Raw genomic sequence first — 13,777 nt, 5'->3', positions numbered from 1 at the left:
ACCGTAAACCGTGCCCTCGCTAGTGGGCGTACACCTCGAACTCGTAGAGGGAGTAGCCGTACTTCGTGCCTCGCTGAACTCCGGCCATCCGGACATAACGGCCGTCCGTGGCCTCGAAGGCGACGTTGTCCTGCCCGCCGTCTCCGTCCACTGTGGACGCCACGTCGCGCCAGTTCGTCCCGTCGGACGAGACCTGCACCTTGTACGCCTTCCCGTACGCGGATTCCCAGTGCAGGACCACCCGGGAAACCCGCTGCGCGGAACCGAGGTCGACGGTGATCGACTGGTTGTCGCTCCAGTCGCTCGCCCAGCGCGTCGAGAGGTTGCCGTCGATCGCGTTGGACGGCGGCGAGTTGTACCAGCCTGTCTCGTGGCTGCTCGCGCTGATCGACCGGCCGGTGGCGAGGTTGGCGATGTTGTCGCCGCGTTTCGCCGGGAACTCGACGACCTGCTGGAAGGTCGGCCGGTTCTGGGTGCTCATCTTGTCCTGCGTGATGCCGCCGAGCGCGCGGTGGATGATCGTGTCGGCGCACCACTGGTCACCCGCGGCGCAGTCGCCGTCACCGGGGTACACGGTGTTGGCGGGCTGGGCGGCGGCCTGCGTCAGCGAGTCGACCAGGATCTGACGGCAGGCGTTGACATCGCCGCCACCGCAGTACTTCACGGGTAGCGGACCGGCCACGTTCTGCCCGAGGACCGAGCGGATGTCCTTGTGCACGTAGCCCCACCAGCCGGCCTGGTACGACGAACCCGCGTGCGACTGGCCGACGTGCTTGCCGGGCACCTCGTTCTGCCAGCCGGACGGCGACTCGTTGATCTTCAGCACGCCCACCATGGCGGCGTAGGCGGCGTCGCCCATGCCGGGCTTGAACTGGGCGTTGACCAGGAGCGGCCACCAGGCGTCCATCACGCGGATCGCGTCGGCGTTGGCGTAGGCCTTGCTGCCGGGCGAGGTCTCCGAGCGCAGGGCGCCCGCGGCGAGCCAGGTCTTCAGCTTCGCCACCGCGTCCGCGGCCGGACCGGTCACGGGCGCCTTGTCGATCACCTTGAGCAGTTCCGGCAGCACCTTCTCCGCGCGGAGGTCGGCCAGCGCCGCCTCCTCCATGGCCTGCGTGAGGTTCACCCGCGTCACCTTGGTGCCGCTCGAGACCATCTTCTTGACCCGCGCGTCGATCAGATCACCGCGGTGCACGGAACTCTTGTCCGCGCCGCTGGCCGCGTAGCCGTTGGTCTGCGCGTTGTTCCAGCTGATGTAGTAGTCCTGGTTGATCGACTGGGGATGCTGCGAAGACGGCGTGTAGTTCGCGAGGTTGCCGTCGGGATTCCAGCCCTGCCAGTCGAATCCGGCGTCGGCCTTGACCGGCATCGCCGGGTCGACGTTCGGATTGCGAACCGGGTTCGAGCCCGAGTTGAAGTACGCGATGTCCCGGGAGTCGGCGTAGAACCAGTTGTAGGTCTGGTTCACGTCGGCCGCCGCGGCCTGGAAGTCCTGCGCGGACTTGATCGCGTCCGGGTCGTTGAACTTCTGGAAGCCGATGATCGTGTCGATCTCGTGCTGGAAGGTCGACCGCAGCGACGCGTACGCGACCGGCTTGCCGCCCACGAGCGCCCGGCTCGTCACCGGTCCGTACTTCGTGCGGAAACTCCGCAGGGTGTACGAACCCGCGGCCGTCCCGTCGGCGATGGTGGGCTTCCAGGCGTTCTTGCGCTCGACGATCTCGAACGGCAGGCACTGACCGCGGAACCGGTAGAAGCCGGAGTTCTTCGTCGGCGCGGAACCGTTCTGCTCGCACAGCTCGACGGCGTAGGTGTCGGTGATGTCCTGCGACGCCGAAGTCGCGCTCCACGAGTAGTCCTTACCGCGGCCCAGCAGCACGTACATGCTGATGCCCGCGAACGAGGCGCCCCGGGCGCTGATGCCCGGACCCTGGAGTTCCTGCAGCATCAGCAGTTGCGGCGCGAAGTACCCGGCCTGCGGGCCGAAGACGGCGACCGGGTGACCGCTCGCGGTCTTGGCACCGGAGACGACCAGCGCGTTGGACATGCCGTGCTTCTCGGAGAGAAGGTTGCCGGGCAGGACCCCGTTGTCGAAGATGCCGCGGACGGCCTTCTGGTCGTCGGGCGCGGGAACGTCCACCTTGGCGGGCGTCGCCGTCCCGGCGGAACCGGTCGGATCGAAGACGAGCTGCTGACCGGAGACCGAACCCTTGTCGGGTATCGCGGCGCCCTGCGGAGTGGCCGGCGCCTTGCCGTAGTCGAAATTCTGTCCATTGTGGAGGGTCTTGACGGTCTCGGGATCGTCCTCGGACCGGAGGCTCTTCCAGACCTTGTCGCCCTGTTCGAGACCGTACTTCTCCTGCATCGCCATCTTCGCGATGGCGTTCTGCACCTCACCGCCACCGCCTGCGCCGAACTGCGCGCCGACCACCGCGGCGAGCACGACGAGGTCGGTCAGCTTGAACGGCTCGATGGTCCCGGCGTTGGTGATCGCGTCGACGTGCCCGGTGAGGACGTACTCGCCGGGGAAGTAGCGGCCGCTGTGCGAATCGGAGATGTACTTGTTGACACCCTGGACGTAGGCCTCGGCGTCGGCCTTGCCCTGCGCGCCGCGCGGACCGCTGGCCGCGGCGTCGTCGATCTGCTTCTGCAGTTCCTGCTCGGTGTAGGGCGCCGAGGCGAAGAAGCTCTGCTCGAGCTCACGGTTGCCCTGCGCGCCACCGGCGTACGAAGTCAGCTGGCCGCGTCCGACGCGGCGCATGATGTCCATCAGCCACAGGCGGTCCTGCCCCGCGGCGTACCCGGCGCCGTACATCGTTCCCGGCCGCGTCGTGCCGACGATCCGGGGAACACCGGTCGCCTTGTCCCGGGTGATCGTCACGTCCGCACGCGGTTTGATCGTGCTCTCGACCTGCCCGGACTGGACGCCGAACGAGGCGTCGTTGAAGAACTGGTTGATCTTGTCGGTGGTCAGCGTCTTGTAGCCGTCGGCGAGCGAGGCGTACCTGCCGAGCTGGTCGGCGGAATGCGCGGGACGGGTGCCGAGCGCCTTGTGCGCCAGGATCTCGGCGAGGGTGGCGTTCCCCTTGGTGCCGGGCGGCAGGATGTCGGAACACTGGCCGCCGCAGTAGTCGTCGAGTGCGGCCGCCACGACGGAGTTCGCCTGGGGTTCCGCCGCGTTCGCCTGCAGGGCCGGGACGGTTCCCGCCACGAGGGTGAGCCCCGCCAGCGTCGTCAAGACCCGTATGCCTCGTCGCATGAAAGACCTCCGTCGTCGGAGAGTGACGAGGCGCACACTACCCACGGGTATCCAAATTTGTGAAGACTATTCGCGTTCTTGTCACCGTTCGGCGGAACACTCGTCCTGCGAACCCCGGACCTGCATATGTAGGTTGGGGGCATGTCTTTGGAGAAGCCCCAGATCGACCGCCCCGAGGGGCCCGCGCCCTCCGACCTGGAGAAGACCGACATCTCTGTCGGCGACGGCCAGGAAGCGAAGACCGGCGACACCGTTTCGGTGCACTACGTCGGTGTCTCGCATTCGACCGGCGACCAGTTCGACGCCTCATGGGACCGCGGCGAGCCGCTTCGCTTCGGTCTCGGCCGTGGCCAGGTCATCCCCGGCTGGGACCAGGGCGTCGCGGGCATGAAGGTCGGCGGCCGTCGCCAGCTGGTCATCCCGCCGCACCTGGCCTATGGCGAACGCGGCGCCGGCGGCGTCATCAAGCCGAACGAAACCCTGATCTTCGTCGTAGACCTCATCGGCGTGAACTGACCCACACGAACACTGCGCGAAGGGAGCCTTCGCCTCATCCAATGGGGCAAAGGCTCCCTTCGTCGCGTGACATGAGGGGAAAGTCCCCTTCAGCCCCACCCACTCGCCAACCGCACCCTCACGCACCGTGGGGGTCCGGGGGGCTCGGCCCCCCGGGAGTCGACGAGCGACGACCAACGCGAAAGAGGCCCCGTCGCGCTAGCGAAGGGGCCTCTGAACAAGAGTGGGCGAGGAGGGAGTTGAACCCTCACGTCCTTTCGGACACACGGACCTGAACCGTGCGCGTCTGCCATTCCGCCACTCGCCCGAGTGCTTCGTTCTCTGACAGCTCGCAAAGCGTAGCAGGCTGATTTCACGGGTTTCACCGGGGGCCGTGTCCGACTGGCCGTACCCGGATAGGATCGACGGGGAAAGCAGACGTGTGAGGAGGTTGCCCGGTGGGCCGCGTAGAGCGCTTCGATAGGCGGCTCGAGAACCTTGTGGGCAATACCTTCGCGCGCATGTTCGGTGGCAACGTCGTCACGCAGGAAGTGGCGGTGGCGCTTGAGCGCGAGAGCGAGGAGAACGTTCGTGAGCTGGCCGGTGGTCGACAGCTCGCCCCCAATCACTACATCGTGTCGTTGGGGCAGGCTGATCACGAGCGCATGGCCGGAGACGAGCGACGGGTCACGTCGGTGTTGGCGGGGGCGGTCAAGGAACACCTCGCCGAGCACGGTTGGGACACCTATGGTGACGTCGTAGTTTCGCTCGAGCGCAACGAGGCGCTGCATACTGGACAGTTCAAGACCCGTTCGTCCGTCGATCCCGACGTCAAACCACCTGGCGCCGAAGGTTCGTCACGGTCGGCACGACCCAGCAACGCAGGAGACCCAGCAATGAGCCAGCCCCCCGGCTACGGCCAATACGACCAGGGTGACCCGTACGGCCAGCAGCAGGGCCAGTACGGCTACGGACAGCAGGCTGGCCAGCAGCAGCCCGGGTACGACCAGGGTTATGGCGGCCAGCAGCAGGGCGGCTACGACCAGGGTTACGGCGGCGCCCAGCAGCCCGGTTACGACCAGTACGGCGGCCAGCAGCAGCAACAGCCCGGGTACGACCAGGGCTATGGCGGCGCTCAGCAGCCCGGCTATGACCAGTACGGCGGCCAGCAGCAACAGCCCGGGTACGACCAGGGTTACGGCGGCGCCGCCCAGCAGCCCGGGTACGACCAGTACGGCGGCCAGCAGCAACAGCCCGGCTATGACCAGGGTTACGGCGGCGCCGCCCAGCAGCCCGGCTATGACCAGTACGGCGGCCAGCAGCAGCAACAGCCCGGGTACGACCAGTACGGCGGTGGCCAGCAGCAGTACGGCCAGCCCGCCGCGGACCCGTACGCGCAGGGTGGCGGCTACGGCGGCCAGCCGGCGGCGGGCCGTCAGCTCGCCGCGAGCCTCCAGCTGGACGACGGTTCGAACCGCTCGTACTCGCTGAAGCAGGGCGGGAACGTCGTGGGCCGTGGCCAGGACGCCGACTTCCGGCTGCCGGACACGGGTGTCTCGCGTCGTCATCTGGAGATCACCTGGGACGGCCAGAGCGCGACGCTCGCGGACATCGGTTCGACGAACGGGACCACCGTCAACGGCACCCCGGTGCAGACGTGGCAGCTCGCCGACGGCGACGTGATCCGCGTGGGCCACTCGTCTCTCGTGTTCCGTACGCAGGGCTGATCGGCGGCGTCCGAAGGGGGTACCGCAGAATTGCGGTGCGGGACCTGTGGTGGATCGGCACCGCGGGTCGTAGCGGAGAGCAAGGCTGTTCGGAGCCGACCATCCCGGACGGCACGGGCTCTCCGCGGCGTACAGGAGAAACGGGAGCGGACACAACAAGTGCCAGAGCTGGTCGTTCAACTCACCAGAGTGGGCTTTCTCGTGCTGCTCTGGCTCTTCGTGTTCGCCGCGTTGCGTGTCGTCCGTTCGGATCTGTACGCGGCCTCCGGGCTGCGAGTCGCCGTCCCGACGTTCGGACGCAAGAAAAAGGAAAACAAGAAGCCGCGCGGCGGGAAGTCGCCGCAGCAGCTGCTCGTGACCCATGGCGCGCTGGCAGGCACCCGGATCGCCTTGGACGGCAGGCCGATCCTGATCGGCCGCGCCGACGACTCGACCCTGGTGCTGGACGACGACTACGCGTCGACCCGGCATGCCCGGATCGCCCTGCGCGGGGAGGATTGGTACGTGGAAGATCTGGGCTCGACGAACGGGACGTACCTCGACCGGGCTAAGGTCACGGCACCCCTCCGGGTCCCGCTCGGAGTCCCCATCCGGATCGGCAAAACGGTGATCGAGCTTCGCCCATGACTCTCGTCCTCCGCTACGCGGCTCGCAGCGACCGGGGCCTGGTGCGTTCCAGCAACCAGGACTCCGTGTACGCCGGACCCCGCCTGCTCGCCCTCGCCGACGGCATGGGTGGTCACGCCGCCGGTGAAGTGGCCAGCAAGGTCGTCATCGCCTCGCTCGCCCCGCTCGACGACGATGACCCGAGCGATGATCTCCTCGCCCAGCTGCGCGAGGCCGTCCAGAACGGCAACGCCGCCATCGCCGAACTCGTCCAGCAGGACCCGGACCTCGACGGGATGGGCACCACCCTGACCGCCGTGCTGTTCGCCGGTTCGCGGATGGGTGTCGTGCACGTCGGCGACTCGCGGGCGTATCTGATGCGCGGCGGGCAGTTCTCGCAGATCACGCGGGACGACAGCTTCGTCAACGAACTTCTCGAACAGGGCCGGATCACGCCGGAAGAGGCCGCGGTGCACCCGCAGCGGTCGCTGCTGCTGAAGGCGCTCACCGGTCACGAGGTCGAGCCGAGCCTGACGGTGCGCGAAGCCCGCGCCCACGATCGCTACCTGATCTGCTCGGACGGCCTGTCCGGCATGGTCAGTGACGAAACGCTCGCCGAGGCGATCCAGATCCCGGATCCGCAGGCCTGTGCGGACCGGATGATCGAGCTGGCGCTCAAGGGCGGCGGCACGGACAACGTCACGGTGATCATCGCCGACGTCGTCGACGTCGACTTCGGCGAGGACGCGCCCATAGTGGGCGGCGCCGCCGGTGACGGCAGTGACGAGTTCCACCAAGGCGACTCCCCCGCCGCCAGGGCGAGGGCGCTGACCCAGCCCGCGCCGCAGCCGCGTCCCGAGGTCCAGCCACCGGAGGAGGACCCGAAGGTCAAGCGCCGGAGGCGATTTCGCTGGCTGGCGGGAGCAGTGGTCGTCCTGATCGTGCTGGCCGCGGCGGCGATCGCCACGCGGTATTTCGTGCTGAGCCAGTACTACGTCGGCGAAGGTCCCGGCGAGGAGGTCGTGATCTACCGCGGCGTCCCCGGCAGCATCCTCGGCATCGACCTGCACTCCTACGAGCAGGGCTCGTGCCCGCCGGGCGGGCTGTGCACCGACAAGCTGCTGGTGCCCGCGCTCCAGGAGGACGCGCGCATCGCGGTGAAGAACGGCGTCAAGAAGGACAACCTCGACGACGCCCGCAAGTACATCGACGACTTCCTGCGGCCGCACAAGCAGCTGGCCGACTGCAAACCGAACACCAGCTCGACTTCCACGTCGCCTCCCGCGTCGTCGCCGCCTCCGGCGTCGTCCTCGGCGGCACCCCCTTCTACCCCCGCCTCGCCGAACTCGGCGAACCAGCCAGCGGGGAGGGACTGCTCGACGCCGGCCACGGCAGCACCAGGGGGCGGTAACTGATGAGCACGCCGCTCGCCGATCCGGCTTCGGCCCAGTTCGCCACGAACCCTCCGCGCGAGCTGCCCACCCGGCGCGGGACCGAGCTCGTTCTCCTGGCTTTCGCGACGTTCATCGTCACCATCGCGCTCGTGCTGGTGGAAGCGAACCAGGAGCAGGAGCTCACCAGCTCGATCATCTGGCTGGGGCTGTCCTACCTCGCGGTGCTGACGGCGGCGCATCTGGCGGTCCGCCGCTGGGCGCCGTACGCGGACCCGGTGATCCTGCCGTGCGTAGCGCTGCTGAACGGGCTCGGCCTGGTGATGATCCACCGGATCGACCTGGCATTGGCGGAACGCGCCATCCAGCAGGGCAAGGAATACACCCCGGACGTCTCCAAGCAGGTGTTGTTCACCGCGATCTCGCTGGTGCTGTTCGTGGTGGTGCTGGTGGTGATCAGCGACCACCGCACGCTGACCCGCTACGGCTACATCTGCGGTCTGGTCGGCATCGTGGCGCTCGCGCTGCCCGCGGTGCTGCCGTCGACCCTTTCCGAGGTCAACGGCGCGAAGGTCTGGATCAAGCTTCCGTTCTTCTCGATCCAGCCCGGCGAGTTCGCGAAGATCCTGTTGATGATCTTCTTCGCCTCGTTCCTGGTGACGAAACGGGACCTGTTCATGGTCGCGGGCAAGAAGATCGTCGGCGTCGAACTGCCGCGCGCCCGTGACCTCGGCCCGATCCTGATCGCGGCGGCCGCCTGCCTCGGCGTGCTGGTGTTCGAGAAGGACCTCGGGACGTCGCTGCTGTTCTTCGGCGTCACGCTGGTGATGTTGTACGTCGCGACCGAACGGGTCATCTGGGTGGTGCTGGGCGTCGGCTTCTTCGCCGTCGGCGCGATCATCGCCTACAACCTGTTCACGCACGTCCAGCAGCGGGTGCGGAACTGGATCGACCCGCTCGCCACCTACGACGACGCGGGTGGCGGCTACCAGGTCGCGCAGGGCCTGTTCGGACTCGGGACCGGCGGTGTCGGCGGGACCGGCCTCGGCGCCGGACGGCCGGACATGGTCCCCGAGGCCAAAACGGACTTCATCACCACCGCGATCGGCGAGGAACTCGGTTTCATCGGCCTCGCCGCGATGCTGATGCTGTACCTGATCCTGGCGATGCGCGGGATGCGCAGCGCCCTCGCGGTCCGCGACACCTTCGGAAAACTCCTCGGCGGCGGCCTGTCGTTCGCCCTGGTCATGCAGATCTTCGTGGTCGTCGGCGGCGTCACGAACCTGATCCCGAACACCGGGATCACCGCCCCGTTCCTCTCCCGCGGTGGTTCTTCACTGCTCGCGAACTACATCCTGGTGGCCCTCCTGCTCCGAATCTCCGACGCCGCCCGCAAACCCGCCGCGCGGCCGAAGCCGCAACAGCCGCAAGCGCCGCTCGCGGAAGCGCACACGGTGATGGTCCAGCGGCCGCCCGCGAACGGTGAGGGGAGCGCTTCGTGAACACCCCGCTCCGCAAGGTCGGCGTCGCCATGCTCGTCATGGTGGTGCTCCTGCTGGCCAACGCCACCTACATCCAGGTGGTCAAGGCCGACGACTACCGCACGGACTCGCGCAACCTGCGCGTGCTCTACGAGGAGTACTCCCGCCAGCGCGGCCTGATCGTCACCCCCGACGGTTCCGCGCTCGCGAAGGTCGACCCGTCGAACGACAAGTACAAGTTCATCCGGGCCTACGCCGACGGCCCGATGTACGCGCCGGTCACCGGCTACTACTCGATCAACTACGGCTCGGGCGGACTGGAGCGGTCCGAAGACGACGTCCTCAACGGTTCCGACCCACGGCTGTTCGTCCGGCGCCTGTCGGACATGGTCACCGGCCGCGACCCGCGCGGCGGGAACGTGAAGCTGACGATCAACCCCGCCGTGCAGAAGGCCGCGTACGACCTGATGACGCAGAAGGGCTACACCGGCTCGGTGGTCGCGCTGGAGCCCAAGACCGGGCGCATCCTGGCCATGGTCTCGACGCCGTCGTACGACCCGAACAAGCTCGCCTCGCACGTCGGCAAGGAGCAGATCGCGGCGTGGGGCGAGTGGCGCGACGATCCGAAGAAGCCGATGCTCAACCGCGCGATCTCGGAGACCTACCCGCCGGGTTCGACGGCCAAGCTGATGGTGACCGCGGCCGCGCTCGAAAACGGCAAGACGGCGGACACACCGGTCAACACCGCACCCAACGTCAAGCTCCCCGGCACGCAGACGACGCTGGAGAACTACGGCGGTGCGCCCTGCAAGGGCAGCACGCTGAAGGAAGCGCTGCGGTACTCGTGCAACGTGCCCTTCGCCGAACTCGCGGGCGAACTCGGCAAGGAGAAGCTGAACGCGACGGCGAAGAACTTCGGTGTGGGCGAGGACCTGACCGTGCCGATGCGGGTCGCCGGTTCCACCCTCGGCCCGCTCGACTCGAAGGCCGCTCTGTTCCAGAGCGCCATCGGGCAGCGCGACGTGCGCCTGACGCCGATCCAGGACGCGCTGCTTTCGGCGACCATCGCGAACAACGGGATGGCGATGAAGCCGCAGCTCGTGCAGTCGCTGCTGGCGCCGAACCTGTCGACCATCGAGGACTACACGCCGACCGAACTGACCGGCGACGCCGCGATGTCCAGCGCGAACGCCGCGATCCTGCGCGACATGATGCTGGCGTCGGAGGAGAACACGAAGGGCGCCGGCAAACGCGGCGACATCCAGATCGCCTCCAAGACCGGCACCGCCGAACACGGCAACGACCCGAAGGCCACCCCGCCGCACGCCTGGTACACCGGGTTCGCGCCGGCGATGGACCCGAAGATCGCCGTCTCGGTGATCGTCGAGTCCGGCGGTAACCGCGGGCTCGAAGCGACCGGTGGCACCGTGGCCGCGGAGATCGGCCGCGCCGCCGTCAACGCGATGCTCGGGGGTGGATAGCGCATGCTGTCCTCGGGTCAGCTGCTGGCCGACCGGTACAAGCTGACGAACCGGATCGCCGTCGGCGGGATGGGCGAGGTCTGGCAGGCCAGCGACACGCGGCTGGACCGGACGGTCGCGGTCAAGATCCTCAAGGCGGAGCTGTCCGGCGACGCCGAGTTCCTGCACCGCTTCCGGACCGAGGCCCGGATGACGGCGTCGCTGAACCACCCCGGCATCGCCGCGGTGCACGACTACGGCGAGACCGTCGCGGACGAGCTGTCGATCGCGTACCTGGTGATGGAGCTGGTCGAAGGCGATCCGCTGGCCGCGATCATCACCCGCGAAGGACGGCTGAACGCCGAGCGCACCCTGGACATCCTCGAACAGGCCGGGAACGCGTTGCAGGCCGCGCACGAAACCGGTCTGGTGCACCGCGACGTCAAACCGGGCAACATCATGGTCACCCCGGCCGGGCAGGTGAAGATCACCGACTTCGGTGTCGCGAAGGCCGCCGACGCCGCCCCGGTGACCAGGTCCGGCATGGTCATGGGCACCGCCCACTACATCGCCCCCGAGCAGGCGCTCGGGCACAACGCCGAACCGGCGAGCGACGTCTACTCGCTGGCCGTCTGCGGCTACGAATGCCTGACCGGGCACCGGCCGTTCCTCTCGGAGAACGCGGTGACGGTCGCGATGATGCACATCCGCGACCTCCCGCCGCCGCTGCCGCCGGACGTGCCACCGGGCACCCGCGCGGTCATCGAAGCGACCCTGATCAAGGATCCGAGACAGCGGTACAACAGCGGTGGCGAGTTCGCGGCCGCGGTGGCCGCGGTCCGCGCCGGCCTGCCGCTGCCGACGCCGTCGGGCTTGGTCAACGTGGCCTACGCCGCGGGCCAGCCGCCCTTGATGCCGCAGCAGGGACCGCCCGGTCCGCACTCGCCGCCGAACCCGATGGTGGCGGTCGGACCGGCGTCGCATCCGGCGATGCACCCGGTCACCGGCCCGCCCCCGATGGCGGTCCGCCGTCTGCCCGGCAAGCGGCCACAATGGGGCTGGTGGGTGCTGCTCGCGGTGATCCTGATCGCAGTACTGGTGGCAGGAGCCTTCCTCATCGTGAGACTGGTCGGTTCGGGCAACGGACCGCAGTCGGGCGGCGTGGACACGAGTGAACAGGCACCGGCTCCGGGTAAGAAGTCTGTAGGTCCTTCACCGACATCCGCGTATCCCGCGGGGCCGGCGGAGGGCAGCACCGAGGAGTCGGCCGGGCAGGCCAATCCAGGAATGATGAGCAGCAAACCTTGGACGGAATGGAACGGCACGCAGAGATGAGCACACCAAGACTGCTCAGCAACCGCTACGAGCTGGGAGACACGCTCGGCTACGGAGGCATGTCCGAGGTCCATCACGGCCACGACGTGCGCCTGGGCCGGGAGGTGGCGATCAAGATCCTGCGCGCCGACCTGGCGCGGGATCCCCAGTTCCAAGAACGTTTCCGTCGTGAGGCACAGAACGCGGCGGCACTGAACCACCCGGCGATCGTCGCCGTCTACGACACCGGCGAGACGAACACCGAGTTCGGCACGCTGCCCTACATCGTCATGGAGTTCGTCGAGGGACGGACTCTGCGGGACATCGTCAAGACCGAAGGCCCGATGTCGCAGAAGCGGGCGATGGAGGTCATGGCCGACGTCTGCGCGGCGCTGGACTTCTCGCACCGGCACGGCATCGTGCACCGCGACGTCAAACCGGCGAACGTGATGATCACGAAGAACGGCGCCGTCAAGGTGATGGACTTCGGCATCGCGCGCGCCATGCACGACGGGCAGTCCGCGATGACGCAGACCGCCGCGGTGATCGGCACGGCGCAGTACCTCTCGCCGGAGCAGGCCCGCGGTGAGTCCGTCGACGCGCGTTCCGACGTCTACGCCGCGGGCTGCGTGCTGTACGAACTCATCACCGGCGAGCCGCCCTTCACCGGCGACTCCCCCGTGGCGGTGGCGTACCAGCACGTCCGGGAAGACCCGAACCCGCCGTCGTCGGTGAACCCGGCCGTGGCGCCGGAACTCGACGCCGTCGTGCTCAAGGCGCTCGCGAAGGGCCCGGCGAACCGCTACCAGTCGTCGGCGGAGATGCGTTCGGACCTGGTCCGCACGCTGTCCGGCCAGCGGCCCGCCGCGCCGATGGTGATGTCGGAGGACGAGCGCACCCAGGTCATGGACTCCGACCGCCGGGCGCCGCAGCGCTACGACCAGTACGAGGAAGAAGACGAAGACCCGGCCGCGAAGAAGAAGCGCCGCGCCTGGTTGATCGCCGGCCTCGTCGTCTCGCTGGCGGCGGTGGTGCTGCTGATCATGTGGCTGTCCAACGCCTTCAACAGCACCGGCGCGGAGAGCAAGGCGATCCCGAGTGTGCTCGGCCAGTCCGAAGCGACGGCGAAGAGCACACTGCGTGATGCGGGCTTCACCTCGCAGGACAGCAAGAAGGTCCCCTGCACCGGCCAAGCGGCCAACGGCCTGCCCGCCTGCGATGAGAACGACATCGACAAGGTCATCGCGATCAACCCCGCCCAAGGTCAGATGACGCTGACCACGGAAAAGATCACGCTGACCATCGGCGCGAAGCCGGGCAAGGTCAAGACCCCGGACCTCAAGGGCAAGTCCCAGAGCGAGGCCGAGACGGCGCTGACCAGTGCGGGGCTGCTGCTCGGGGTGACCACCGAGCAGGAGACCGACGAGCCGAACAACGCGGGCAAGGTCCTTTCGCAGAACCCCGGCGCGCAGGCCGATGTCGACCAGGGCTCCAAGGTCGACATCACGGTCGGGAAGTCCAAGGAACTGAAGACGGTCCCGAACTTCAAGGGCAAGACGAAGTCCGAGGCCGACGCCGGGCTGAGGCAGGCCGGGTTCACGCCGAGTTTCAAGACCGCCAACTCCAGCGAGCCCAAGGACACCGTCATCGAGCAGACCCCGAACGGCGGAAAGCTCGCGGTCGGCGGTGTAGTCACGGTGACCGTGTCGGACGGCAGCCAGGAGACCTTCGACATGCCGAACCTGAAGGGCATGACGGAGGAGCAGGCCACCCGCCAGTTGCAGCAGCTGGGCTGGAGCGGCCAGATCAACACGCAGGCCGACAAGAACGGCGACCGGGACGACGCGGGCAAGGTCAGCAAGACCAACCCGCAGGCCGGTGCGAAGGTCGCGAAGAACGCGCCGATCACGCTGTTCATCGTCGAAGGCGACGAGACGCCGACAACGTCGAGTAAGTCGAACGGCTTCCCCATCCCGGGTAGCGGCGGATAGTAGGACAGATCGAGAAAAGGGCCCCGCACGGTTTCGTGCGGGGCCCTTTTCTCGTG

9 protein-coding genes and 1 tRNA gene are annotated in these 13,777 nt (G+C 68.0%); 8 read left to right on the top strand and 2 right to left on the bottom strand.

Annotation, left to right across the window (positions count from 1 at the left end; genetic code table 11):
- Window positions 1-19 precede the first annotated feature (19 nt).
- Window positions 20-3,256: a penicillin acylase family protein gene (locus ACLJRM_RS09805; protein ID WP_410662815.1), complete on the bottom strand. Its 3,237-nt coding sequence runs from the start codon at window positions 3,254-3,256 to the stop codon at window positions 20-22.
- Between the two features lie 141 nt (window positions 3,257-3,397).
- Between ACLJRM_RS09805 and ACLJRM_RS09800 the strand changes: the two genes are divergently transcribed.
- Window positions 3,398-3,772 (top strand): FKBP-type peptidyl-prolyl cis-trans isomerase, encoded by a 375-nt coding sequence (locus tag ACLJRM_RS09800; protein ID WP_101611623.1) that lies wholly within the window; start codon window positions 3,398-3,400, stop codon window positions 3,770-3,772.
- Between the two features lie 224 nt (window positions 3,773-3,996).
- Here ACLJRM_RS09800 and ACLJRM_RS09795 read toward each other — a convergent pair.
- Window positions 3,997-4,079 (bottom strand) — tRNA-Leu (locus ACLJRM_RS09795).
- A gap of 130 nt (window positions 4,080-4,209) precedes the next feature.
- On the opposite strand from ACLJRM_RS09795, the gene ACLJRM_RS09790 reads away from it, so the two are divergent.
- The 7 genes from ACLJRM_RS09790 (at window position 4,210) to pknB (ending at window position 13,721) form a co-directional block, all read left to right on the top strand.
- Window positions 4,210-5,478: a DUF3662 and FHA domain-containing protein gene (locus ACLJRM_RS09790; protein ID WP_410662814.1), complete on the top strand. Its 1,269-nt coding sequence runs from the start codon at window positions 4,210-4,212 to the stop codon at window positions 5,476-5,478.
- A gap of 159 nt (window positions 5,479-5,637) precedes the next feature.
- Complete coding sequence (locus ACLJRM_RS09785; RefSeq protein ID WP_007030429.1) at window positions 5,638-6,105, top strand: FHA domain-containing protein FhaB; 468 nt, start codon at window positions 5,638-5,640, stop codon at window positions 6,103-6,105.
- The gene (locus ACLJRM_RS09780; protein WP_101611621.1) at window positions 6,102-7,499 is read left to right on the top strand and encodes a PP2C family protein-serine/threonine phosphatase; all 1,398 of its coding nucleotides are present in this window, start codon (window positions 6,102-6,104) and stop codon (window positions 7,497-7,499) included. The genes ACLJRM_RS09785 and ACLJRM_RS09780 overlap by 4 nt, the downstream gene beginning before the upstream one ends.
- Window positions 7,499-8,977: an FtsW/RodA/SpoVE family cell cycle protein gene (locus ACLJRM_RS09775; protein ID WP_101611620.1), complete on the top strand. Its 1,479-nt coding sequence runs from the start codon at window positions 7,499-7,501 to the stop codon at window positions 8,975-8,977. The genes ACLJRM_RS09780 and ACLJRM_RS09775 overlap by 1 nt, the downstream gene beginning before the upstream one ends.
- Window positions 8,974-10,437: a peptidoglycan D,D-transpeptidase FtsI family protein gene (locus ACLJRM_RS09770; protein ID WP_101611619.1), complete on the top strand. Its 1,464-nt coding sequence runs from the start codon at window positions 8,974-8,976 to the stop codon at window positions 10,435-10,437. Before ACLJRM_RS09775 ends, ACLJRM_RS09770 begins: the two co-directional genes overlap by 4 nt.
- A gap of 3 nt (window positions 10,438-10,440) precedes the next feature.
- Complete coding sequence (locus ACLJRM_RS09765; RefSeq protein ID WP_101611618.1) at window positions 10,441-11,751, top strand: protein kinase domain-containing protein; 1,311 nt, start codon at window positions 10,441-10,443, stop codon at window positions 11,749-11,751.
- Window positions 11,748-13,721: a Stk1 family PASTA domain-containing Ser/Thr kinase gene (gene pknB, locus ACLJRM_RS09760; protein WP_101613639.1), complete on the top strand. Its 1,974-nt coding sequence runs from the start codon at window positions 11,748-11,750 to the stop codon at window positions 13,719-13,721. Before ACLJRM_RS09765 ends, pknB begins: the two co-directional genes overlap by 4 nt.
- The last annotated feature ends 56 nt before the right edge of the window (window positions 13,722-13,777 follow it).

Origin of the sequence: Amycolatopsis sp. lyj-84 (assembly GCF_046549075.1) — a bacterium.
GTDB lineage: Bacteria > Actinomycetota > Actinomycetes > Mycobacteriales > Pseudonocardiaceae > Amycolatopsis.
The sequence above is the reverse complement of the archived record's forward strand: the minus strand, read 5'-3'. Positions and strand labels throughout refer to the sequence as shown.